Raw genomic sequence first — 25,433 nt, 5'->3', positions numbered from 1 at the left:
GCTACCGCCTCAGCACCAGCCAGCCGAACGCACTCAGGGAGATCACCGAATAGATCATTCCGGGCGCGCCCGCGGCGACCCACGGCCGCCAGTTCTGCAGGTTGCCGATGTAGCCGAACACGTTGTTCAGCAGGAAAAAGCTGATCCCGATCAAGACGCCGCCGAACACATACGAAGTGATGCCGCCGGAGCGGAAGTGCAGGTAGGCGAAGGGCAGGGCCAGGACGACCATCACCAGGCACGAGAGCGGGTAGAACACCTTGCGCCAGAACTCGATCTCATAGCGCTGCGAGGTCTGCGCGTTGGCCTCGAGGTGCCGGATGTACTGGAAGAGCGCAATGGTGCTCATGCGGTCCGGCTTGAGCAGCGCGACGGACACCATCTCCTGCGTGATCTCGGTGGGCCAGCGCAGGGTGGGCACTTTCAGGCGGTCCACCCGCTCCTGCGCATTGCCGGGCGTGCTGAACTCCGTGCGCTCCGCGTTCTGCAGGATCCAGGAGCCGTCGTCGGCGAAGCGCGCGCGCTGGGCCTGCGTGATGCTCACCAGGAAGCCGCGCGAGTCGGCCTCGAAGATGCGGATGTTCTGCAGGTCGCCCTCGGGGCTCAGCGCCCCCACGTTCACGTTGTAGCTGTTGAACTTCTGCCGCTCCTTGAGCCAGGCCCCCGTCTGCCCCACGGTCAGCCGTCCCTCCAGCCTGGCTTTCAGCAACTGGCCCGCGCGATCCGCCAGCGGCGCCAGGTAGTCCCCGGTCGCGAAGGTGAGCAGGGTGAACATCAGGCCCAGCACCAGCAACGAGCGCAGCGCCCGGCCCGGGCCGAGGCCGCTGGTGCGCAGGATGGTGTATTCCGAACTCTGCGCCAGGCGCGCCATCACGAAGATGGTGCCGATCAGCACCGCGATCGGCAGCAGCTCGTACAGGTGGTTCGGGATCCGCAAGGCGACGTAGAGCAGGACGCTCGTGAGCCGGTAGGGCTCGGTGGCCTTGGAGAGGTTCGGCAGTTCGTCGACGAAGTCGAAGAAGAAGAACAGGGCCAGGAAGCCGATGCACACGAAGATGACCGCGAAGATCACTTCGCGGTAGATCAGCCGGCGGATCGTCTTCAAGCGGGTGTGCTCCGCAGGCGGCGCAGAACCGACGGCAGTGCCCAGTTGTTGTGCTGCTTGCCCAGCCAGAACAGCGCGGCGGCGAAAATGCCGCCGTGCAGGCCGAGCAGGAACCCGGCGAACGAGGTGCGGCCGTGGCCGATCCAGCTCTGGCCGAGGTTGAGCATGTTGAAGTACACGATGAAGGCGAAGAGCGCGAAGATGAGGTTGCCGCTGCGGCCGGCGCGCGGGTTGACGCTGGACACCGTGATGGCCAGGACGACGAAGTTGAACGCCGCCAGCGCCAGCCCGAGCCGCCAGGCGAGTTCGGCCCGGTTGACCGGCGTCGGTTCCAGCATGAGGGCCAGGGTCGAGCGGGCCTTGGCCGGACTCGCGTCGAGGGAGCCCAGGCCGCCCCCGTTGACCCGGCTCCCATGCTGTTCGAACTCGCTGATCCGCATGCCCTCGTTCTTCAGCGAGCTCTCCAGGCGCTGCCCGTTCGACAGCAGCAGGAACTGCTGGTCCCCGATGGTCTCCACGCGTCCGCCGCGGGCCGACGTGACCGTCTCGCGATGGTTCTCCACCGTGGAGATGAAGATGTTCTTGCCCGATTTGTTGTCCGGCGTGTCCTTGTCCAGGAAGAAGACCCGGCGCCCGCTGGCAGATTCCTGGAACTGGCCCGGTGCGACCCGCTCGAGGTCGCCCCGGCGGCCGTAGCGGTCCTTCAGTTCCTGCGTCTGCTGGTTGGCCCACGGCCAGATCACCAGGGCCAGGGCGGCAATGGCCAGCAGGATGGGCCAGGCGAAGCCGAACAGGGGACGCAGGAAGGCGGACAGGCCCCGGCCGGCCGAGAACCAGATGACCATCTCGCTGTCGCGGTACATGCGCGAGAGCGTGCCCACGATGGCCACGAACAGCGACAGGGTCAGGATCGGCGGCAGGAAGCCCAGCACGGTGTAGCCCATCACCATCATCACTTCCTGCGGGTTCACGCTGCCGCGGCTCGCCTGGCTGAGCGTGCGGATCAGCGTCATCGTCATGACAATGGTCACCAGCACCACGAGCGTGGCGCCGAAACTCCGGGCGAGCTCCTTGCGCAGGGTTGAATGGAATAACATCGGCGGCAGACCCAAGAACAACGGCGGATTATGGACTTCGAACTCAGGACCCTGGACGCGGCGGGCGCGGCCGGCGAGAAATGCGACGTGCTGCTCGTGCTGGTGACGGAAGGCCACCCAGGCGGCAAGGACCCCGTGTCGGCCCTGGTTGCGGCGGCGCTCGCCGCGCGCGATCTCGAACCCAAGCCGGGCAAACTGCTGCATGCGTACCGCAGCGCGGGCATCTCCGCGCCGCGCGTGGTGCTCGCGGGCGCTGGTGACGGCTCGGGCAAGAAGATCCAGGCGGCCGTGGGTGCTGCCGTGGGCGCGCTGCGCTCCAGCAAGGCGAAGAAGCTGGTCATCGTGCTGCCGCCGGGCAGCGGGGCCGATGCCGTGCGGGCCGCCGTCTGCGCGACGGCCGAGAGCAGCTACGTGTATGTGGCCACCAAATCGAAGCCGGAGGCGCGCGAGTTGCAGCGGGTCGTCGTCGGCGCAGCCGACGCGGCCCTGCACAAGGACGCATTCGCCAAGGCACGCGCTGCGGCGACCGGCATCGAGTTCGCCCGTGAACTCGGCAATCTCCCACCCAACTATGCGACGCCCACCCGCCTGGGCGACGAGGCGAAGAAGCTCGCCAGGGCGCATGGCTTCCAGTGCGAGGTGCTGGGGCCCAAGGAAGTCGCCAAGATCGGCATGGGCTCTTTCATGGGCGTCGCCCAGGGGTCGAACGAGCCGCTGCGCTTCATCATCCTCAAGTACCAGGGCGGCGGCCGCGCCGATGCGCCCACCGTGCTGGTGGGCAAGGGCATCACCTTCGATACCGGCGGCGTCTCGATCAAGCCGTCGGCCGAAATGGACGAGATGAAGTTCGACATGGGCGGGGCGGCGAGCGTGCTGGGCACCTTCCGCGCGCTGGCCGAACTGAAGCCCGCGATCAACGTCGTCGGCCTGATCCCCACCTGCGAGAACATGCTGGACGGCGGCGCCTACAAGCCCGGCGACATCCTCACCAGCCTGTCGGGCCAGACGATCGAGGTGCTGAACACGGACGCCGAAGGCCGGCTGATCCTGTGCGACGCGCTCACGTACGCCGAACGCTTCAACCCGCGTGTCGTCATCGACATCGCGACGCTCACCGGCGCCTGCGTGATCGCCCTGGGCGGCGTGCGCAGCGGCCTGTTCGCCACCGACGATGACCTGGCGGCGCAGCTGCAGGCCGCCGGCGAGGCCGCCCTGGACCCGTGTTGGCGCATGCCGCTGGATGACGAATACGCGGAAGGGCTGAAGAGCAACTTCGCCGACGTCGCCAATGTGGCGGGGCGGGCGGGGGGCGCCATCAACGCGGCCAAGTTCCTGCACCGCTTCACGCAGAACTACCCCTGGGCGCACCTCGACATCGCCGGCACGGCGTGGAAGGGCGGTGCCGCCAAGAGCGCCACCGGCCGGCCGGTGGGCCTGCTGCTCGAATACCTGCTGGGCCAGGCGGGCGACGATGGCCCGACGCGCAAGCCGCAAGGTGCCAGGGCCAAGCCTGCCAAGGCGCCGAAGGCCCGTTCGAAGGCGGCCGCCTGATCCCCGGTCCCGCATGACCGAGGTCTCTTTCCACTTCAACGCGCCCGACAAGGTGGGCTATGCATGCCGGCTGCTGCGCAAGGCCACGGGCACGGGCGCTCGCGTGGTTGTCACGGGCGAGCCGGACACCCTGCGCACGCTCGACACGAGCCTGTGGACCTTCTCGCCACTGGAGTTCATCGCGCATTGCCATGGTGCAACGGCGCCGCCCGAAGTGCTTGCAGCCTCGCCGGTGGTCCTGGCCGAAGCGCCGCGCGCCGCGCCCCACCAGCAGGTGCTGGTGAACCTGGGCGCGGTGGTGCCCGAGGGCTTCGAGCGCTTCGAACGCCTGATCGAAGTGGTGACCCCGGACGAGGACGACCGGCAGCAGGCGCGCCGCCGCTGGAAGCACTATGCCGATCGCGGCTACGCGATCACCAGGCACGACCTCGCGACGCGGGAGGCCGGCTGATGGCCACCCGCGCGCCGCCACGGTTCGTTCCCACGCTCACCGAAGTCGTGCAAGGCGGGGCGCCGCCCGCGCAGGCCGCGGTTGCCGCGCGGGACGCGGCTGCCGACGCTGGGCCGCAGCTGTCGCAGGAGCAGCTCGCGCAACGCGTGCTGCAACGGCTCGACCTCACGCTCGACCGGCGGGTGCGCGAAGCGATTTCCACCGTCATCCTGGAACAGACGAGCGCCCTCGGCCCCTTGCTGCGGGAGCGTCTCGAGGCCGTCGTGCGCCAGGCGGTGGCGCAGGCTGTCGCGGAAGAATTGAAGGCGCGTCAACGGCCGGGCGCGAGAGGCGTTTGAGAGGGACGCCATTAGCGGCGCTGCTCACCGGGAAAACCCCCTGATGCCCGATCACCTAGACGTTTCCCTATGGTTCGGGCCTGGAAATTGCGATATGGTCGCGCCCGTTGAGCAATAACGGATCTCAACCTTTTCCCTACATCTGGAGGTTTTATGCAAATCAAGCTGATTGCCGCAGCGGCCATCGCCGTCGTTTCCGGCGTCGCGATCGCTCAGGACACCGTCGTGAAGATCGGCCACGTGGCGCCCCTGTCGGGTGCCCAGGCGCACTACGGCAAGGACAATGAAAACGGCGTCCGCATGGCCATCGAGGACCTGAACGCGCAAGGCGTCACCATCGGCGGCAAGAAGGTCAAGTTCGAGATCCAGGCCGAAGACGACGCCGCCGATCCCAAGCAGGGCACCGCCGCCGCGCAGAAGCTGTGCGACGCCAAGGTCGCCGGCGTGGTCGGCCACCTGAACTCCGGCACGACGATCCCCGCCTCCAAGGTCTACAACGACTGCGGCATCCCCCATGTCACCGGCGCGGCGACGAACCCCAACCTGACCAAGCCCGGCTACAAGACGACGTTCCGCATCATCGCCAACGACAACGCCCTGGGCGCTGCGCTGGCCCTGCATGCCGCGGACAAGCTGAAGCTGAAGAAGGTCGCCATCATCGACGACCGCACGGCCTACGGCCAGGGCGTCGCCGAAGTGTTCAAGAACACCGCCAAGTCCAAGGGCATGACGGTGGTCGACGAGCAGTTCACGACCGACAAGGCCACCGACTTCATGGCCATCCTGACCGCCATCAAGGCCAAGGCGCCTGACGCCATCTTCTACGGCGGCATGGATCCCCAGGCCGGCCCGATGCTGCGCCAGATGGAACAGCTGGGCATGGGCAACGTCAAGTACTTCGGCGGCGACGGCATCTGCACCAGCGAAATCATCAAGCTGGCTGCCGGCGCCAAGACGCTCGAGAACGTGATCTGCGCCGAAGGCGGCGCGTCCCTGGGCAAGATGCCCGGCGGCACCGCCTGGAAGGCCAAGTACGACAAGAAGTACCCGAACCAGTTCCAGGTGTACAGCCCGTACACCTATGACGCGACGTTCGTCCTGGTCGAAGCCATGAAGGCCGCGAAGTCCACCGACCCGAAGGTCTACACGCCGTTCCTGGCGAAGTCGAACTTCAAGGGCGTGACCTCCACGATCGCCTTCGAAACCAACGGCGAACTGAAGAACGCCGCGACCACCCTGTACACCTACAAGGGCGGCAAGAAGGAACCGATGTAAGACACGCGTAACCGCGTGTTTCGAAAGGCCGCCTTCGGGCGGCTTTTTCATGGGCCCGGCCGATTCCAAAGTGCTGTTTTCGCCTCATTTGCTCCTGTAGGTTCGACCGCTTTCTTGCTGTCAGTGCCTTCCTACAACCCGCGCCAATGCTGGCTCTGCGAGGGATTGACCGGGCGCTGTTGTTGTCGGCGTGCCGTGAACCCGCTACCCTGCTCCGGGCTTGCTGTTGACCTGCCAACAGTTGCTTACCAACGGGGGATATGAAATGGAAGTAGTGGCCAAGCTGCCAGCGGCGGACCACCGTGACAGCGACCTCAAACTGGTGCTGAAGGCGCTGAGCGCCTTTCGCCGGGGCGAATCAGGGGTCACCCTGCCGACGGAATGGGACGGCCTGTACGGAAAGATCGCCGGCGAGTTCAACGAACTGTCGGCGCAGGCGGCACGCACGTCGCAGCGCTTGAAGGTGGTCGAATCGGCCACGCACAACGGCTCACGCGTCACGCGGCGCATCGCCGACGAAAAGCTGACGGGCTTCTGGCAGGAGAACGTCGCGTGTGTCAACGCGCTGCTTGATGAGGTGGAGACGGGCGTCGAGCGCAGCCGCACGCTGCTGGGCGGCTTGTCCGACCTGAAGAAGGGCAACACCTCCGCCGAACTCCCGCACGACTGGACGGGCATGTACGGCAAGGTGGCCGATGCCTTCAACGACGTGGTCGCCGAGAACGTCCGCATGTCGCAGGAGCTCGCCCGGCTGTCTCGCGTGGTGGGCAAGGAAGGCAAGCTCAAGGAGCGCGCCTCCATGCCCGCGGCCAGCGGCTTCTGGCGCGACTCGGCGGAATCGATCAACTCGCTGATCTCGGACCTGGTGCACCCGACCTCCGAAGTGGCCCGCGTGATCGGCGCCGTCGCCCAGGGTGACCTGTCGAAATCGATGGCCCTGGAGGCCGAAGGCCGCGCGCTGGAAGGCGAATTCCTGCGGACTGCCATGACCATCAACAAGATGGTGCAGCAGCTGGGCACCTTCTCCGCCGAAGTGACGCGCGTGGCGCGCGAAGTCGGTACCGAAGGCAAGCTGGGCGGCCAGGCCGAAGTGCAGGGCGTGGCCGGCACGTGGAAGGACCTGACCGACTCGGTGAACTCCATGGCCGGCAACCTGACCGCGCAGGTGCGGAACATCGCGGAAGTGACCAAGGCCGTGGCGGCCGGTGACCTGTCCAAGAAGATCACGGTGGACGTGAAGGGCGAAATCCTCGAACTCAAGAACACCATCAACACGATGGTGGACCAGCTGCGTTCATTCGCCTCCGAAGTGACGCGCGTGGCGCGCGAGGTGGGCACAGAAGGCAAGCTGGGCGGCCAGGCCGACGTGCAGGGTGTGGCCGGCACGTGGAAGGACCTGACCGAGTCCGTGAACTTCATGGCCGGCAACCTCACGTCGCAGGTGCGGAACATCGCCGACGTGACGAAGGCGGTGGCGGCCGGCGACCTTTCGAAGAAGATCACGGTGGACGTGAAGGGCGAAATCCTGGAACTGAAGAACACCATCAACACGATGGTGGACCAGCTGCGTTCATTCGCCTCCGAAGTGACGCGCGTCGCGCGCGAAGTGGGTACCGAAGGCAAGCTGGGCGGCCAGGCCGACGTGCAGGGCGTGGCCGGCACGTGGAAGGACTTGACGGATTCGGTGAACTCCATGGCCGGCAACCTGACGGCGCAGGTCCGGAACATCGCCGACGTGACAAAAGCCGTGGCCGCGGGTGACCTCTCCAAGAAGATCACCGTGGACGTGAAGGGCGAAATCCTGGAACTCAAGAACACCATCAACACGATGGTGGACCAGCTGCGATCGTTCGCGTCGGAAGTGACACGGGTGGCGCGCGAAGTCGGTACGGAAGGCAAGCTGGGCGGCCAGGCCGACGTGCAAGGCGTCGCCGGCACGTGGAAGGACCTGACCGAGTCCGTGAACTTCATGGCCGGCAACCTGACCGCGCAGGTGCGCAACATCGCGGAAGTGACGACGGCCGTGGCGGCCGGCGACCTGTCCAAGAAGATCACCGTCGATCCCAAGGGCGAGATCCTGGAGCTGAAGAACACCATCAACACGATGGTCGACCAGCTCTCCTCGTTCGCTTCCGAGGTGACGCGGGTCGCGCGCGAAGTGGGCACCGAAGGCAAGCTGGGCGGCCAGGCCGACGTGCAGGGCGTGGCCGGGACCTGGAAGGACCTGACCGAATCGGTCAACTCGATGGCCGGTAACCTGACGTCGCAGGTGCGGAACATCGCCGACGTGACGAAGGCGGTGGCGGCCGGCGACCTGTCGAAGAAGATCACCGTGGACGTGAAGGGTGAGATTCTCGAGCTGAAGAACACCATCAACACGATGGTGGACCAGCTCTCTTCCTTCGCTTCGGAAGTGACGCGCGTGGCGCGCGAAGTGGGCAACGAAGGCAAGCTGGGCGGCCAGGCGGACGTGCAAGGCGTGGCCGGCACCTGGAAGGACCTGACCGATTCGGTCAATTCGATGGCGGGCAATCTGACGGCCCAGGTGCGGAACATCGCCGACGTGACGAAGGCCGTGGCCGCGGGTGATTTGACGAAGAAGATCACCGTGGACGTGAAGGGGGAAATCCTCGAACTGAAGAACACCATCAACACGATGGTGGACCAGCTCCGTTCGTTCGCCTCGGAAGTGACGCGGGTGGCGCGGGAAGTCGGCACGGAAGGCAAGCTGGGCGGCCAGGCGGAAGTGCAGGGCGTGGCCGGCACGTGGAAGGATCTGACGGACAACGTGAACTTCATGGCCGGCAACCTGACGGCGCAGGTGCGGAACATCGCCGACGTCACGAAAGCGGTGGCGGCCGGTGACTTGTCCAAGAAGATCACGGTGGACGTGAAGGGCGAGATCCTGGAGCTGAAGAACACCATCAACACCATGGTGGACCAGCTGCGGTCCTTCGCCTCGGAAGTGACGCGCGTGGCGCGCGAGGTGGGTACCGAAGGCAAGCTGGGCGGCCAGGCCGACGTGCAGGGCGTAGCCGGCACCTGGAAGGACTTGACGGACTCCGTGAACTCCATGGCCGGCAACCTGACGGCCCAGGTGCGGAACATCGCGGAAGTGACCACGGCCGTGGCGGCCGGCGACCTCTCCAAGAAGATCACGGTGGACGTGAAGGGCGAAATCCTGGAGCTGAAGAACACCATCAACACGATGGTGGACCAGCTGCGGAGCTTCGCCTCGGAAGTGACGCGGGTGGCGCGTGAAGTGGGTACCGAAGGCAAGCTGGGTGGCCAGGCTTACGTGCAAGGCGTCGCCGGCACCTGGAAGGACCTGACCGACAACGTCAACTTCATGGCCGGCAACCTGACGTCGCAGGTGCGGAACATCGCCGACGTGACGAAAGCCGTGGCGGCGGGTGACCTGTCCAAGAAGATCACCGTGGACGTGAAAGGCGAAATCCTGGAGCTGAAGAACACGATCAACACGATGGTGGACCAGCTCTCCTCGTTTGCTTCGGAAGTGACGCGGGTGGCGCGCGAGGTGGGCACGGAGGGCAAGCTGGGCGGCCAGGCCGACGTGCAGGGGGTCGCCGGCACCTGGAAGGACCTGACCGACAACGTCAACTTCATGGCGGGCAACCTCACTTCCCAGGTGCGCGGTATTGCCAAGGTGGTGACCGCGGTGGCGAACGGCGACCTGGGCCAGAAGCTGACCGTGGAAGCCAAGGGCGAGATCGCTTCGCTGGCCGACACCATCAACTCCATGACGGACACGCTGGCGACGTTCGCCGACCAGGTGACGACCGTGGCGCGCGAAGTGGGTGTGGAAGGCAAGCTGGGCGGCCAGGCCAAGGTGCCAGGTGCCTCGGGGACGTGGAAGGGCCTCACGGAAAACGTGAACCAGCTTGCCGCCAACCTCACGACGCAGGTGCGGGCCATTGCCGAGGTCGCGACCGCGGTGACGCAGGGCGACCTGACGCGATCCATCACCGTGGAAGCGCAGGGCGAAGTGGCCGCGCTGAAGGACACGATCAACGAGATGATCCGCAACCTGCGCGACACGACGCAGGTGAACACCGAGCAGGACTGGCTGAAGACCAACCTGGCCAAGTTCTCGCGGATGCTGCAGGGCCAGCGCGACCTGGTCGCGGTGGGCCACTTGATCCTGTCCGAGCTGGCCCCCGTCGTGGGCGCCCAGCAGGCGGAGTTCTACGTGCTGCGCTTCAGCCAGGAAGTGCCGCGCCTGCGCCTGATGGCCAGCTACGCGTCGGACGGGCATGGCGCCTACGGCAAGGAAGTCGAGCTCGGCCAGGGCCTGGTCGGCCAGGCGGCCTTCGACAAGAAGAAGATCATGCTCACGTCGAGCATCCCGGAGAGCCTGCGCATTGCCTCGGGCCTCACCGAGACGCCGCCGCTCAACGTGCTGGTGCTGCCCATCATCTTCGAGGGCCAGGTGCGGGGCGTGATCGAGCTGGCCTCGGTCGAGCGCTTCAACCCGACCCACCAGGCCTTCCTGGACCAGTTGACGGAATCGATCGGCATCGTGATCAACACGATCGAAGCCAACATGCGGACGGAAGACCTGCTCTCGCAGTCGCAGTCGCTCGCGCAGGAGCTGCAGAGCCGGCAGGAAGAACTGCAGCAGACCAACGAGGAACTGCAGGAAAAGGCCAGGTTGCTGGCCCACCAGAACCAGGAGGTCGAGCGCAAGAACGCCGAGGTGGAACAGGCCCGCCAGGCCCTGGAAGAGAAGGCCAAGCAGCTCGCCCTGACGTCGAAGTACAAGTCCGAGTTCCTGGCCAACATGTCGCACGAGCTGCGCACGCCGCTCAACTCGCTGCTGATCCTGTCGGACCAGCTGTGCAAGAACCCCGAAGGCAACCTCTCGCCCAAGCAGGTGGAGTTCTCCAAGACCATCCACTCCTCGGGCAACGACCTGCTGATGCTGATCAACGACATCCTGGACCTGTCCAAGATCGAGTCCGGCACGGTGGTGGTGGACGTGAACGAGCTGCGCCTGTCGGACCTGCAGCTGTACGTGGAACGCACCTTCCGGCACGTCGCCGAAGCCAAGAACGTGGACTTCGTGGTGCGCAACGGCATCAACCTGCCGGCGGCGATGGTCACGGACGCCAAGCGCCTGCAGCAGATCCTGAAGAACCTGCTGTCGAACGCCTTCAAGTTCACGCACCAGGGCCACGTCACCCTGATGGTCGAGGAGGTGTTCACCGGCTGGACCTACGACAACGAGGACCTGAACCGCGCGCAACAGGTGCTGGCCTTCTCGGTGTCGGACACCGGCATCGGCATCTCGCCGGACAAGCAGCAGATCATCTTCGAGGCGTTCCAGCAGGCTGACGGCTCGACCAGCCGCAAGTACGGCGGCACCGGCCTGGGCCTCGCCATCAGCCGCGAGCTGTCGAAGCTGCTCGGCGGCGAGATCCGGCTGGTGTCCGTGCCGGGGCAGGGCAGCACCTTCACGCTGTACCTGCCGCTGGTCTACATGGCCACGCGCGCGACGCGCCGCATCGTGACCGAGACGCGGGTGGAACTGCCCCAGCCGCCGGCCTCGCGGCGCTTGCCGCCGCCGCAGCAACCGGGGACCCATTCCGCGAACGACGACGACATCTCGCTCCAGGCCGAGCAAGCCGATGATCCGGCCGCCGCCGACAACGTGGCCGGCGACGACCGGGACAACATCCAGCAGGGCGACCGCGTGCTCCTGATCGTCGAGAACGACCTGGCCTTTGCCCGCTTCCTGCTGGACGCGGCCCGCGCCAAGGGCTTCAAGGGGCTGGTGACGACCATGGGCGCCGGTGCGTTGACGCTGGCCAATCAGCACAAGCCCTCGGCCATCACGCTCGACATGTACCTGCCCGACATGGCCGGCTGGCGCGTCCTCGATCGCATCAAGCATGACCTGGCGTTGCGCCACGTGCCCGTGTGCGTGATCTCCACCGACGACTCCAAGGACCGGGCTTTCAAGTCCGGCGCCCTGGCCTTCCTGGAGAAGCCGATCCCGTCGAAGGAAGTCCTCGACGCGATGCTCGACAAGCTCTACCGCTATGTCGCGCGCGAGGAGAAGAGCCTGCTGGTCGCGCTGGACGACACGAGTGTCCGCAACGAATTGCTGGCGCAGATCGAAGGCGAGCAGATCGATGTCACGGTGGTGGCGAACGCAGCCCAGCTGCAGAAGGCGCTGGAAGACGGCCGCTTCGATGCGGTCGTGCTGCAGGACCATTTCGGCGGCACGGACGCGCGCGACTTCCGCCGAGCGGTGGCGGCGCAGGCCCTCATCGGCCCCGTGCCGCTGATCCTGTACCGGGGCGAGGGCGAGGATGACGGGCAGCATGCCTGGCATTCCGACGAAAGCGTCACGGTGCATGAAGTGGGCACGGCGCCCAAGCTGTTCGACGCGGCGCTGATCGCGCTGCATCGCAGCCTGGCGCGGTTGCCGGAGCCCAAGCGCTCCGTCATCGACAACATCTACGAATCGGCGAAACCTCTCGCGGGCAAGCGCGTGCTGATCGTCGACGACGACATGCGCAACATCTTCGCCCTGGCCACCGTGCTCGAGGAGCATGGCATGGACATCGTCTGGGCCGACAATGGGCGCGAGGCGATCAACCGCGTGGCCAGCGACCCCGGCATCCAGGTGGTGCTGATGGACATCATGATGCCGGAGATGGACGGCATGGCCACGATGAAGGAAATCCGCAAGCTGCCCCAGGGCCGCAACCTGCCGATGATCGCCGTCACCGCCAAGGCGATGAAGGGCGACCGCGAGAAGTGCATCGAGGCGGGCGCCTGGGACTACCTGGCCAAGCCGGTGAACACGCCGGACCTGCTGACGGTCCTGCGGGCCTGGCTGCAGCAATAAGGAGAACGGGTGACGGATTCCCAGCCAGAGGAGAACGCGATCGAGAAGGCCAACATCCTGGTCGTCGACGACTTGCCGGAGAAGCACGTCGTCTTCACCACGATCCTGGAGGAGCTCGGCCAGAACATCGTCAGCGCGCGCTCGGGCCAGGAGGCGTTGAAGTACATCCTGGAGATGGAGTTCGCCGTCATCCTGCTGGACGTCAACATGCCCGACATCGACGGCTTGGAAACGGCCAGCCTGATCCGGCAGTACAAGAAGTCGGCGCAGACCCCGATCGTGTTCATCACCGCCTACGTCGACGAGCTGCAGGCGCGCCGCGGCTATGCGCTCGGCGCGGTCGACTACATCCCGTCTCCGGTCGTTCCCGAAGTGCTGCGCTCCAAGGTGCGCGTGTTCGTGGAACTGTTCCGCATGAACCGTCAGTTGCAGAAGCAGGCGGTCCAGCGGGAAGCACTGGCGCGTTCGGAGGCCGCGCGGACCGCCGCCGAGGATGCCATCCACCGCGCGGACTTCCTGGCCGAGGCGAGCCAGGCGCTGTCGCGTTCCCTCAACATCGACGACACCATCGCGGGCGTGCTGGACCTGTGCGTGCCGATGCTGTGCGAACGGGCGATCCTCGGCATCCCGGACGAGGCCGGGGGGGTGCGCCGGCTGGAAATGCACCCGGCCCCTCGCTCCGACGACCCCGAGGCGTTCACGCCTGAATTGCGGGCCACCGCCGACGAAGTGATCCGCAAGAAGGAGTTCCGGCTCTGGCGCAGCAATGGCCGCGCCGCCGCGATCCTTCCCTTGCTGGCCGGCGATGAGATCCGCGGCGCGCTGGCGCTGCTGGGTCCAGCGGCCCATTTCGACTCGACCCGCATCGCGCTGATGCGCGAGTTCGCGGGCCGGGCTTCCATCGCGATGGAGAACGCACGCCTGTACTCCGCCGTGCAGGAAGCCGACCGCCGCAAGAACGAGTTCCTGGCCATGCTGGCGCACGAGTTGCGCAATCCCCTGGCGCCGATCCGCAACGCCGTCTACATCCTGGCCAGCGCCGAGGCCTTGCCGCCGAAGCTGGCCTGGGCGCGCGACGTGATCGGGCGGCAGGCCGACCACATGTCGCGCCTCATCGATGACCTGCTGGATGTCTCCCGCATCGTGCAGGGCAAGGTCGCCGTCAAGCCCGAGCGCCTGCAGCTTTCGGCGCTGATCGAGGGCGCGGTCGAGGCGAGCGCGCCGCGGGTCGCCGCGCGCGACCAGGTGCTGGACGTCAAGCTGCCGGAGGCGCCCGTCCTGCTCGAAGGGGACGCGGTGCGGCTGTCGCAGGTGCTGTCGAACCTGATCAACAACGCCTCCAAGTTTTCGCCGGAAGCGAGTCACATCGGCCTCACCGCGGACTACGAGGCGGGCGAGCTCCGCATTTCGGTGAAGGACCCCGGCGCCGGCATCGCCCCGGAGTTCCTGCCCCACATCTTCGATCTCTTCGCGCAGGCCGACCAATCCCTGGACCGTTCCCAGGGCGGCCTGGGAATCGGGCTCACGCTCGTCAAGCACCTGGTGGAACTGCATGGCGGGCACGTCAGGGCAGAGAGCGCCGGGCTGGGGCAGGGCACGGAAATGATCTTGACGCTCCCCGCCTGGATCGGCACCGAAGCCGCGGTGACGCCACTCCCGCCGGCGGCGCAGGCCGTGGCACACACAGCCTCGCGCATCCTGGTCGTGGACGACCTGGCCGCGTCCGCCGAGACCCTGATGACCTTGCTGGAGATGGAGGGGTTCAAGGTGCGCATGGCGCATGAGGGGGCGGACGCCCTGAAGATCGCTCGCGAGTTCCGCCCGGACGTGGTGCTCCTCGACATCGGCCTGCCGGGCATGAACGGCTTCGAAGTCGCACGGGGCTTGCGGGCGCAGGAGGAGTCGCGCGACGCCTTGCTGATCGCGCTCACGGGCTATGGCGAAGCCGAGAGCCGGACGCGCTCGGCCGAGGCCGGGTTCGACTTCCACATGGTCAAGCCGGCGGACGTGAACCTGCTGCTGTCGATGATCGCGGATCCACGGCAGGCGCGCCGCGCGGAGGCTGCCGCCTAGCCGCTGCTACAATTGCGGGCTTGCTGGAGAGGTGGATGAGCGGTTTAAGTCGCACGCCTGGAAAGCGTGTGAGGGTTAATAGCCCTCCGCGGGTTCGAATCCCGCCCTCTCCGCCAAATGCCAAGCCAACCCGCCCTCCGGCGGGTTTTTGGTTTGTGGCCCCGCACCTGCGGCCGTTCCGCATTGCCCCAACGGATGGGAGCCCGCTATAGTTGAGCCACGTTCAAGCAGTCCGGGGCGCGCAGTGGGATCCGAAATGGCAGTCAAGACAGGACGCGCTCGGCGCGCATGGAGCCGAGGCATCGCGGCATGGGCACTGGTCGGTTTCTCGGCCAGCGCGCAGGCGCCTCTCGACATCCGGGTGGCACTCGTGATCGGCAATTCGGCGTATCCCGGGGCGGCCGCGCTGGCCAATCCGGCCAACGATGCCGCGGCGATGACGGCGTCATTGCGAAAGCTGGGTTTCACCGTCACCGAATTGCGCGATGGATCGCGCGACCAGATGGCCCAGGCCATTACGGCCGTGCGCGACCAGCTGCGGGGAAAGCAGGGCGTCGGCATGTTCTATTACGCCGGCCACGGACTGCAGCTCGATTGGCGCAACTACATGCTGCCGGTGGACTCCCGGCCGACCAGTGCCGCCGACGTTCCAGCTCAGGCCGTCAACCTCGACACCGTGATCGAGGCGTTCAAGGCGGCGGGAAACCGCGTCAACATCGTCGTCCTCGATGCCTGCCGTGACAACCCGTTCGGCGGCGCCGGCTCCGCCAAGGGGCTGGCACAGGTCGATGCGCCGCCCGGGACATTCCTGGCCTACGCGACCGCACCGGGCAACATCGCTGATGACGGAGCCGAGAGCAACGGGCTCTACACAGGTTACCTCCTCCAGGAATTGGCCAAGCCGACAGCGCGCATCGAAGACGTTTTCAAGCGCGTGCGCCTGCAGGTTCGCCAAAAGAGCAGGGGCCGGCAGATCCCATGGGAAAGCACCAGCCTCGAAGACGACTTCGTGTTCAACGACGGCCGCGCGGCAACGGTCGCGGCGGCTCCGGCAGCGCCTCCTGTCCCGCTGTCCAGGGCCACGCCTGCGGTGCGCGAGGAGCTTTTCACCGCGGAGAAGGCCGACTGGGACCGCATCAAGTCGTCCCGCAACCCGGATGACTATTTCAGCTTCCTGCAGAAGCACCCCAACGGCCTCATCAGCGAAGCCGCCCAGGAAAAGCTGGACCAGCTGGCCCGGCCGCAGGTCGTGGCCTCGCCGGTGCAGGGCCGGGCCCCGATCCAGCGCGACCCGCGGGTGGGCGACGAGATCGAGTACGTGTACCGGGAGGGCCTCACGGGGCTGGAGTCGCGGCGCGAGACGCAGCGGGTGACTTCCATCAAGGATGGAATCATCGAATTCAACAACGGTGAACAGGTGATCACGGTCGGCGGCGGGACCATCCGCAACGACCAGGGATCGACCTTCGACCCGCCCCTCCAGGTGCTGCCGGTGGGCGACTTCCAGATCGGGCGCAAGTGGAGCATCCGGTCCACCCAGACGCTGCGCAACGGCTACAAGGGCTGGGTCGAGCAGGACATGAAGGTGGTGGCCTACGAGGATGTGACCATCCCGGTCGGCACGTTGAAGGCCTACCGCATCGAATCGAGCCTGCGCACGCAGTCCGGCGTCTTCGGGACGGGCACGATCTGGGTCAACAGCAACGGCGCGGTGGTCAAGCTGGTGCGAAAGGCGCGCCTGCCCAACGGCCGCGACGACAGCTGGACGCGGGAAGTGGTGCGGGTCCACCGGCCACGCTGAGGGGCGGCGGCCCGGCCATCCTGGCTGGCGGATGCGCGGGCGCACGGCGGTCACGCGAAATTGCATACACTCGCGGCCATGAAATTCCGCTTCCCCATCGTCATCATCGACGAAGACTACCGTTCGGAGAACACCTCCGGGCTGGGCATCCGCGCGCTGGCGCAGGCCATCGAGGCGGAAGGCTTCGAGGTGCTGGGCGTCACGGGCTACGGCGACCTCTCGCAGTTCGCGCAGCAGCAAAGCCGGGCCAGCGCCTTCATCCTGTCGATCGACGACGAGGAGTTCACCCCCGGGCCCGACCTGGACCCGGCGGTGCTGAACCTGCGCAGCTTCATCGAGGAGGTGCGCCGCAAGAACCTGGAGGTGCCGATCTACGTCTACGGGGAAACCAAGACGTCGCGGCACATCCCCAACGACATCCTGCGCGAGCTGCATGGCTTCATCCACATGTACGAGGACACGCCGGAGTTCATGGCGCGCCACATCATGCGGGAGGCCAAGAGCTACCTGGAGGGCATCCAGCCGCCGTTTTTCAAGGCGCTGCTGGACTACGCCGAGGACGGCTCCTATTCCTGGCACTGCCCGGGCCACTCCGGCGGCGTCGCCTTCCTGAAGAGCCCGGTGGGACAGATGTTCCACCAGTTCTTCGGCGAGAACATGCTGCGGGCCGACGTCTGCAACGCGGTGGATGAACTCGGCCAGCTGCTGGACCACACCGGCCCGGTCGCGGCCAGCGAGCGCAACGCGGCGCGGATCTTCAACGCCGACCACTGCTTCTTCGTCACCAATGGCACCAGCACGTCGAACAAGATGGTGTGGCACCACGAGGTGGCGCCGGGCGACGTGGTGGTGGTGGACCGCAACTGCCACAAGTCGATCCTGCACTCGATCATCATGACCGGGGCGATCCCGGTCTTCCTGAAGCCGACGCGCAACCACTTCGGCATCATCGGGCCGATCCCGCAGAGCGAGTTCACCCCGGAGTCCATCAGGAAGAAGATCAAGGCCAATCCGCTGCTGGCCGGCGTCGACCCGGAGACGGTGAAGCCCCGCATCCTGACGCTGACGCAGTCCACCTACGACGGCGTCCTGTACAACACCGAGACCATCAAGTCCATGCTGGACGGCTACGTGGAGGCGCTGCACTTCGACGAGGCCTGGATTCCGCACGCCTGCTTCCACCCTTTCTACGGCAGTTTCCACGCCATGGGCAAGAAGCGGCCGCGGCCGCAGAAGTCGCTGGTCTATTCCACGCAGTCCATCCACAAGCTGCTGGCCGGCATCAGCCAGGCCAGCCACGTGCTGGTGCAGGACGCCGTCGAGAACAAGCTGGACCGGCACCTGTTCAACGAGGCGTACCTGATGCACACCTCGACCAGCCCGCAGTACGCCATCATCGCCAGCTGCGACGTGGCCGCCGCGATGATGGAGCCACCCGGCGGCACCGCGCTGGTGGAGGAGAGCATCCTCGAGGCCCTGGACTTCCGCCGCGCCATGCGCAAGGTGGAGGGCGAGTACGGCAAGCAGGACTGGTGGTTCAAGGTCTGGGGCCCGGACAAGCTGACCGACGACGGCATGGGGCGCGCGGACGACTGGATCATCAAGGGCGAGGCGCGCACCGCCAAGTGGCACGGCTTCGGCAACCTGGCCGAGGGGTTCAACATGCTGGACCCGATCAAGTCCACCATCGTGACGCCCGGGCTCGACCTGAACGGCAAGTTCGCCAAGACCGGCATCCCGGCTTCCATCGTCACCAAGTTCCTCGCGGAGCACGGGATCATCGTGGAGAAGACGGGGCTCTACAGCTTCTTCATCCTGTTCACCATCGGCATCACCAAGGGCCGCTGGAACACGCTGCTGTCGGCGCTGCAGCAGTTCAAGGACGACTACGCCAAGAACCAGCCGATGTGGCGCATCCTGCCGGAGTTCTGCCAGCGCTTCCCGCGCTACGAGCGCATGGGCCTGGCCGACCTGTGCCAGCACGTGCACGAGCTCTACGCCAAGTACGACATCGCGCGGCTGTCGACCGAGATCTACCTGTCGGACCTGCAGCCGGCCATGAAGCCGAGCGACGCCTTCGCCCACATCGCCCACCGCAAGACCGAGCGCGTGGCCATCGACGACCTGGAAGGACGCATCACCACCAGCCTGGTGACGCCGTATCCCCCGGGCATCCCGCTGCTGATCCCGGGCGAAGTCTTCAACAAGCGGATCGTGGACTACCTGAAGTTCTCACGCGAGTTCAACGCCGAGTGCCCGGGCTTCGAGACGGACATCCACGGCCTGGTCGGCGAGGTGGGCGCCGACGGCAAGATGCAGTACTTCGCGGACTGCGTGAAATAGGCCCACCCCCGGAGCGCTTACGGCGCTTCCCCCTCAAGGGGGCGCCACCCGCGGCCCGGCAAACCCGGTTCCGCGGTGGCCGCGAAGAAGCCAGCTACGCCGGTTCGGCGATTCCGCCGACCACGTGGCTGAACCCGCCGTCGACGTACGTGATCTCCGAGGTGACGCCGCCCGCCAGGTCGCTCAGCAGGAAAGCGGCGACGTTGCCGACGTCCTCGATGGTGACGTTGCGGCGGATCGGCGAGGCTTCGGCCACCACGGACAGGATCTTGCCGAAGCCCTTGATCCCGCTGGCCGCCAGCGTCTTGATCGGCCCGGCGCTGATGCCGTTCACGCGGATGCCCTTGGGCCCCATCGATTCGGCCAGATAGCGCACCGAGGCTTCCAGCGAAGCCTTGGCCAGGCCCATCGTGTTGTAGTTGGGCACGGTGCGGATGGCACCGAGATAGGTCAGCGTGAGCAGCGCCGACTTCTGGTTGAGGTAGGGCAGGGCCGCCTTGGCCATGGCGGGGAAGCTGTAGGCACTGATGTCGTGCGCGATCCTGAAGGCTTCCCGGGACAGTCCATCGAGGAAGTCGCCTGCGATGGCTTCACGGGGCGCGTAGCCGATGCTGTGCACGAAGCCGTCGAACCTGGGCCAGGTGGCCGCGAGGTCCTGGAAGAGCTTCTCGATCTGTGCATCATCGCCCACATCGCAGTCGAAGATCAGGCTGGAGCCGAAATCCGATGCAAACTCGGCGATGCGGTCCTTGAACCGTTCCCCCACGTAGCTGAAGGCGAGTTCGGCCCCCTGCTGGTGGCACGCCTTGGCGATGCCGTAGGCGATGGACCGGTTCGACAGGACGCCGGTGATCAACAATTTCTTGCCAGACAGGAAGCCCATGGGTCTCTCGCATGTAAAAACTCGGCAGAATTGTCGCATGCGAGGTTTGCTTCTCCTGTTGGCCTGCGGGCTGAGCCCGGCGGCCTGGGCGGCCCATGGCTACGCGCTGTGGGGCGACCTGAAGTACCCCCCCGATTTCGCGCACTTCGCCTACGTCAATCCGAAGGCGCCGAAGGGCGGCGAACTGCGGCTCGTCAGCAACCTGCGGGTGTCCACCTTCGACAAGTACAACCCGTTCACGATCAAGGGCAACGCGCCGGCCTATCTCTCGGGCCTGTTGTTCGACAGCCTGCTGTCGGGTGCGCAGGACGACGTGGGCTCGGGCTACGGCTTGCTGGCCGAGGATGTTTCCGTGTCGCCCGATGGTCTCGCGGCGACCTTCCGCCTGCGCAAGGAGGCGCGTTTCCACAACGGTGACCCCGTGCTGGCCCAGGACGTGAAGCACAGCTTCGACACGCTGCTCGGCAAGTACACCTCGCCGGCGTACAAGACCTCACTGGAGGACCTGGCCGGCCTGGACGTGCTGGACGACCGCACCGTGCGCTTCCGCTTCAAGCGCCTGAACCGGGAAATGCCGCTCACCGTCGGCGGCTACCCGATCTTCAGCCGCAAATGGGGGGCCGGCAAGACTTTCGACCAGGTGGTGATGGACACGCCCATCGGCAGCGGGGCCTACAAGATCGGTCCGGTGCGCTTCGGCAAGGACATCACCTATGTGCGCGACCCGAACTACTGGGCGCGGGACCTGAACGTGCGGCGCGGCAGCTCCAACTTCGAACGCATCACCGTCAAGATCTACAAGGACAACACCGCCCGACTTGAAGCGCTGAAGGCCGGCGAATTCGACCTGATGCGCTTCTTCTCCGCCGGCGACTGGGCGCGCCGCGTCAATGGCAAGAAATTCGACAAGGGCGAGCTGGTCAAGGGCGAGTTCCGGCACAAGCTGCCGGCGGGCTTCCAGAGCTACACGCTGAACACGCGAAGTCCGAAGCTGAAGGATGCGCGCGTGCGCGAAGCGCTCGGGCTCGCCATGGACTACGAGTACATGAACCGGCAGATGTTCTACAACTCGTACCAGCGCGTGCGCGGCCTGTTCATGAACACCGATTGCCAGGCCAACGGATTGCCCGGCCCGGAGGAGCTGGCCGTGATGGAACCCTGGCGCGGCAAGATCCCGGATGCCGCCTTCGGCCCGATGTACGAGCCGCCAAGGACCGACGGGGCGACCACGTTGCGCGACAACCTGCGGCGCGCGCGCGACCTGCTGAAGCAGGCCGGCTGGGAAATCAAGGACGGCGTCCTGCGCAATGCGAAGGGCGAGCCGCTCGTGCTGGAATACCTCGATAGCAATGAAGGGGGCGTCCGCACGCTATCGCCATGGCAGCGCAACCTCGAGAAACTGGGCATCAGGCTCAACTTCCGCCAGGCGGACTTCGCCCTCTACCAGCAGCGGCTGCAAAAATTCCAGTTCGAGATCACCTCGCTGGCCTACCAGGGCACGCACACGCCGGGCCAGGAGTACGCCGACCTGTTCGGCAGCAAAGCGGCCGACACCGAGGAGTCCGGCAACCTCACCGGTGTCAAGAGTCCCGCCGTCGATGCCATGCTGGCCCGGATGACCAGCGCCAAGACCAAGGCGGAACTCATCCCCGCGTGCCGCGCGCTGGAGCGCACCATCTCCCACATGCACATCCTGATCCCGCAATGGACGGCCGGCACGCACCGCATCGTGTACAACGCCTGGCGCCTGCAGATTCCCGCCTCGATGCCGCCCTACGCGCAGGGTGAAGCCTGGGCCATCGATACGTGGTGGGCCAAGGAAGGAGCGCCGAACTAGATGGCCTCGTACATCCTCAAGCGGCTCCTTCTCATGCTGCCGACGCTGCTCGGCGTCCTGCTGATCACTTTCGTCGTGACCCAGTTTGTGCCTGGAGGACCGGTGGAGCAGTACATGGCCGAGGCCCGGGCGGGGCAGGGCGGTGAGGGCGGGACGTTCAGCTACCGCGGCGGGCAGGGGGTGGATCCCAAACGGGTCGAGCAGATCAAGGCCCTTTACGGCTTCGACAAGCCCGCGCCCGAACGATTCGTCCAGATGCTGGGGCAATACGCCCGCTTTGACCTCGGCAAGAGCTTCTTCCAGAACAAGGACGTCTGGCAGCTGATCCGCGAGAAGCTGCCGGTCTCCATCAGCCTCGGGCTCTGGACCTTCTTCATCAGCTACCTGATCGCCGTGCCGCTCGGCGTCGCCAAGGCCGTGCGCGCCGGAACGCGCTTCGACCTGGTCACGACGGTGCTCGTCCTCGTTGGCTATGCCATCCCGGGTTTCGTGTTGGGGGTGGCGCTGCTGGTCATCTTCGGGGGGCAACTGCAGTGGTTCCCGCTGCGCGGCCTCACGTCGAGCAACTGGGAGGAACTCAGCTGGGGCGCCAAGGTGGTGGACTACCTGTGGCACATCACCTTGCCGGTCACGGCGATGGTGGTGGGCAGCTTCGCGGTGACGACGATGCTGACCAAGAATTCGTTCCTGGAAGAGATCCGCAAGCAATACGTGTTGACGGCGCGGGCGAAGGGCCTGGATGAGCGGCGCGTCCTCTGGAAGCACGTGTTCCGCAACGCGCTGATGCCGATCATCGCCGGGTTCCCGGCGGCGTTCCTGGGCGCTTTCTTCACAGGGTCGCTCCTGATCGAGACGCTGTTCTCCCTCGACGGCCTGGGCCTTCTCAGTTTCGAAAGCGTGATCCGCCGCGACTATCCGGTGGTGCTCGGCACGCTCTATCTCTTTACGTTGATCGGGCTCGTGACGAAGCTGATGAGCGACCTCATGTATGTCTGGGTGGATCCGCGTGTCAAGTTCGACTGAGGCTCCGCCGGTCCACCTCTCGCCGGGCCGGCGGGCCTGGCGCCGCTTCAAGCGCAACAAGCTGGGCTTCTGGAGCCTGGTGATCTTCGTCACCCTGCTGGTGTTGAGCCTGTTCGCGGAGCTGATCTCCAACGACAAGCCCTGGGTGGTCCGGTACAACGGCAATTTCTACTTCCCCCTGGTCACCAGCTACCCCGAGAAGACATTCGGCGGCGACTTCGAGACGGAAACCGATTTCCTGGACCCCTTCATCCGGCAGCAGATCTCGAAGGAGGGCAACTGGTCGATCTATCCGCCCAACCCCTATGGGCCGAAGACGCTGAATTATTTCGCGAAGGAACCCAATCCCTCGAAGCCGACGCGCGCCAACCTGCTGGGCACCGACGACCGGGGCCGCGACATGCTGGCGCAGCTGATCTACGGCTTCCGCCTGAGTGCGCTGTTCGCGCTTGCGCTCACGATGACCGGGGTGGCCATCGGCGTCATCTCCGGCGCCATCCAGGGCTTCTTCGCCGGCAAGGTCGATCTCACGCTCCAGCGCTTCATCGAAATCTGGGACTCTATGCCTGAGCTGTACCTGCTGATCATCTTCAGCGCCATCTTCTCGCCGAGCGTCGCGCTGCTGCTGATCCTGCTCTCGCTGTTCGGCTGGACGGGTCTTTCAAGCTACGTCCGCGCCGAGTTCCTGCGCAACCGGCAAATGGACTATGTGCGCGCGGCACGCGCGCTGGGCGTGGGCAACGGCCGGATCATGTGGAAGCACATCCTCCCCAACAGCATGACGCCCGTCATCACCTTCCTGCCTTTCCGCATGAGTGGCGCGATCCTGGCGCTGACCTCCCTGGATTTCCTGGGTCTGGGTGTTCCGCCCGGAACGCCCTCCCTGGGCGAATTGCTGAGCCAGGGCAAGAACAACATCGACGCCTGGTGGATTTCACTCTCGACTTTCGCGGTGCTGGTGATCACCCTGCTGCTCCTCACGTTCATGGGGGACGCGCTGCGCGACGCCCTGGACCCGCGGAAGGCCGACGCGTGAGCGCGCCCTTGATCGACGTCCGGGACCTCCGCGTCGCCTTCGGCGGCAAGGAAGTCGTGCATGGGGTCAGCTTCTCCATCCAGCCCGGTGAAAAGCTCGCGCTGGTCGGCGAATCCGGCTCCGGGAAGACGGTGACCGCGCTCAGCCTGGTCCGGCTGGTGCAGAACGCCCAGCTGTCGGGCTCAGCCAGGCTGGCGGCGGCCGATGGCACGCCGGCGGCCGTGGAGTTGCTGCAGGCGCCGGAGCGGGAGCTGCTGGGCATCCGCGGGCGGGACATCGCCATGATCTTCCAGGAGCCCATGACAGCCCTGAACCCGGTCTACACGATCGGCAACCAGATCGCCGAAGTCCTCCAGCTCAAGCAGGGGGTCTCGGCGCGCCAGGCCTGGGATGGTGCCGTGGAGGCGCTGGCTGCGACGGGCATCCCTGAGCCGGCACGGCGCGCCCACGACTATCCCCACCAGCTTTCCGGCGGCCAGCGGCAGCGGGCCATGATCGCCATGGCCCTCGCATGCCGGCCGCGCCTGTTGCTGGCCGATGAGCCAACGACCGCCCTCGACGTCACGCTGCGCCAGCAGATCCTGGACCTCCTGGCCGACCTGCAGCGGCAAACGGGCATGGCGGTCCTCCTGATCACCCACGACCTGAACCTCGTGCGCCGCTTTGCCGACCGGGTGGCGGTGATGGAGAACGGGCACCTTGTGGAGCAGGGCCCGGTCCAGGAGGTCTTCGCGAAGCCGGAGCATCCCTACACGCGGCGGCTGATCGACAGCCGGCCGGCCCGGGACGTCGACGCCCCGGCGGCCCGCGCCCCCGCCGTCATGAAGGCCAGGGCGCTGCGGGTCGGCTATTCCACGCGCATCGCCGGATTCTCCGGCTGGTTCCGCAAGGGTGAGTTCATCGCGGTGCGGGGCGCCGATTTCGACGTGCCGGCGGGCGGCACGCTGGGGATCGTCGGTGAATCGGGCTCCGGCAAGTCCACGCTGGCGCTGGCGGCGCTGGGGCTCGTGCCCCACCAAGGCGCGCTGGAAGTGGTGGCCACGCAGTGGGGCCCGGGCGCTGCCGGAAACCGGGCGATCCGCCGGCTGGTCCAGGTGGTGTTCCAGGACCCATTTTCCTCGCTGTCCCCCCGGATGACCGTGGAGGAGATCGTCGGCGAAGGCCTGCTGGTGCACGAGCCCACCCTGAACCTGGAGCAGCGCCGGGACCGCGTGATCCTGGCCTTGGCGGACGTTGGGCTCGCGGAAGCCCAGTTCCCCGGCCTGCTGTCGCGCTATCCGCACGAGTTTTCCGGCGGCCAGCGCCAGCGGCTCGCCATCGCCCGGGCCCTGATCGTCGGGCCGAAGGTGCTGGTGCTGGACGAGCCGACCAGCGCCCTCGACGTCACCATCCAGCAGCAGGTCTTGAAATTGCTGCAGCGGCTGCAACGTGAGAAGGGTCTCAGCTACCTGCTGATCACCCACGACGTCGACGTGATCCGGGCCATGGCGCACCATGTGCTCGTCATGAAGGACGGGCAAGTCGTGGAGTCCGGCACGGTCGAGCAGGTGCTGGAAAAGCCGCGTGAGGCCTACACCCGCACCCTGGTGGCCGCCGCGGCCTGACGCCAGGGGCAAGTTGCCTCGAACGCGTTGCGAATCAACGCGTTAGGCGATACAATACCGGCCTGACGACCAAACGGGCGGATTACCAACCGCCCGTTTTTTTTGGTTCACCGGTTTCCGAAAAGATTTCGAAGACTTC

At 66.2% G+C, this 25,433-nt stretch carries 15 protein-coding genes and 1 tRNA gene; 13 read left to right on the top strand and 3 right to left on the bottom strand.

From position 1 onward, the window contains the following. Window position 1: 1 nt before the first annotated feature. Both lptG and lptF read right to left on the bottom strand, forming a co-directional pair. Complete coding sequence (lptG, locus tag FN976_RS07620) at window positions 2–1,105, bottom strand: LPS export ABC transporter permease LptG (RefSeq protein WP_145892411.1); 1,104 nt, start codon at window positions 1,103–1,105, stop codon at window positions 2–4. Continuing rightward, window positions 1,102–2,202: an LPS export ABC transporter permease LptF gene (gene lptF / locus FN976_RS07615; protein ID WP_145892410.1), complete on the bottom strand. Its 1,101-nt coding sequence runs from the start codon at window positions 2,200–2,202 to the stop codon at window positions 1,102–1,104. Before lptF ends, lptG begins: the two co-directional genes overlap by 4 nt. A gap of 30 nt (window positions 2,203–2,232) precedes the next feature. On the opposite strand from lptF, the gene FN976_RS07610 reads away from it, so the two are divergent. The 9 genes from FN976_RS07610 (at window position 2,233) to FN976_RS07570 (ending at window position 18,911) form a co-directional block, all read left to right on the top strand. Next, window positions 2,233–3,753: a leucyl aminopeptidase gene (locus FN976_RS07610; protein ID WP_145892409.1), complete on the top strand. Its 1,521-nt coding sequence runs from the start codon at window positions 2,233–2,235 to the stop codon at window positions 3,751–3,753. 13 nt (window positions 3,754–3,766) lie between these two features. Continuing rightward, on the top strand, window positions 3,767–4,204 hold the full coding sequence (locus FN976_RS07605; RefSeq protein ID WP_145892408.1) for a DNA polymerase III subunit chi: 438 nt from the start codon (window positions 3,767–3,769) through the stop codon (window positions 4,202–4,204). Further along, window positions 4,204–4,542, top strand: coding sequence for a hypothetical protein (locus tag FN976_RS07600; RefSeq protein ID WP_145892407.1), 339 nt, complete (start codon window positions 4,204–4,206; stop codon window positions 4,540–4,542). The genes FN976_RS07605 and FN976_RS07600 overlap by 1 nt, the downstream gene beginning before the upstream one ends. Window positions 4,543–4,695: 153 nt before the next feature. After that, complete coding sequence (locus FN976_RS07595; RefSeq protein WP_145892406.1) at window positions 4,696–5,817, top strand: branched-chain amino acid ABC transporter substrate-binding protein; 1,122 nt, start codon at window positions 4,696–4,698, stop codon at window positions 5,815–5,817. A gap of 265 nt (window positions 5,818–6,082) precedes the next feature. Further along, a complete protein-coding gene (locus tag FN976_RS07590) occupies window positions 6,083–12,694 on the top strand; it encodes a hybrid sensor histidine kinase/response regulator (RefSeq protein ID WP_349291352.1) in 6,612 nt (2,203 codons plus the stop codon). A 9-nt stretch (window positions 12,695–12,703) separates the two neighbouring features. Beyond that, the gene (locus tag FN976_RS07585) at window positions 12,704–14,767 is read left to right on the top strand and encodes a hybrid sensor histidine kinase/response regulator (protein ID WP_255440218.1); all 2,064 of its coding nucleotides are present in this window, start codon (window positions 12,704–12,706) and stop codon (window positions 14,765–14,767) included. Between the two features lie 25 nt (window positions 14,768–14,792). Then, a tRNA-Ser gene (locus FN976_RS07580) sits at window positions 14,793–14,883 on the top strand. A 140-nt stretch (window positions 14,884–15,023) separates the two neighbouring features. Then, complete coding sequence (locus FN976_RS07575; protein WP_145892405.1) at window positions 15,024–16,568, top strand: caspase family protein; 1,545 nt, start codon at window positions 15,024–15,026, stop codon at window positions 16,566–16,568. 78 nt (window positions 16,569–16,646) lie between these two features. After that, window positions 16,647–18,911 (top strand): arginine/lysine/ornithine decarboxylase, encoded by a 2,265-nt coding sequence (locus FN976_RS07570; protein WP_145892404.1) that lies wholly within the window; start codon window positions 16,647–16,649, stop codon window positions 18,909–18,911. Window positions 18,912–19,005: 94 nt separating this feature from the next. Here the strand turns inward: FN976_RS07570 and fabI are convergent, their stop codons facing one another. Continuing rightward, window positions 19,006–19,794 (bottom strand): enoyl-ACP reductase FabI, encoded by a 789-nt coding sequence (gene fabI / locus FN976_RS07565; protein ID WP_145892403.1) that lies wholly within the window; start codon window positions 19,792–19,794, stop codon window positions 19,006–19,008. Window positions 19,795–19,831: 37 nt separating this feature from the next. On the opposite strand from fabI, the gene FN976_RS07560 reads away from it, so the two are divergent. The 4 genes from FN976_RS07560 to FN976_RS07545 are packed head-to-tail and all read left to right on the top strand — an operon-like array spanning window position 19,832 to window position 25,294. After that, window positions 19,832–21,631: an extracellular solute-binding protein gene (locus tag FN976_RS07560; RefSeq protein ID WP_145892402.1), complete on the top strand. Its 1,800-nt coding sequence runs from the start codon at window positions 19,832–19,834 to the stop codon at window positions 21,629–21,631. Beyond that, complete coding sequence (locus FN976_RS07555; protein ID WP_145892401.1) at window positions 21,632–22,654, top strand: microcin C ABC transporter permease YejB; 1,023 nt, start codon at window positions 21,632–21,634, stop codon at window positions 22,652–22,654. Then, window positions 22,620–23,690 (top strand): ABC transporter permease, encoded by a 1,071-nt coding sequence (locus FN976_RS07550; protein WP_145892400.1) that lies wholly within the window; start codon window positions 22,620–22,622, stop codon window positions 23,688–23,690. Before FN976_RS07555 ends, FN976_RS07550 begins: the two co-directional genes overlap by 35 nt. Beyond that, window positions 23,687–25,294, top strand: a complete 1,608-nt coding sequence (locus tag FN976_RS07545) for an ABC transporter ATP-binding protein (RefSeq protein ID WP_145892399.1) — start codon at window positions 23,687–23,689, stop codon at window positions 25,292–25,294. Before FN976_RS07550 ends, FN976_RS07545 begins: the two co-directional genes overlap by 4 nt. The last annotated feature ends 139 nt before the right edge of the window (window positions 25,295–25,433 follow it).

It is taken from the genome of Caenimonas sedimenti (assembly GCF_007833165.1).
GTDB classification, from domain to species: Bacteria; Pseudomonadota; Gammaproteobacteria; order Burkholderiales; family Burkholderiaceae_C; genus Ramlibacter; species Ramlibacter sedimenti.
This window is presented reverse-complemented; position numbering and strand designations above follow the sequence as displayed.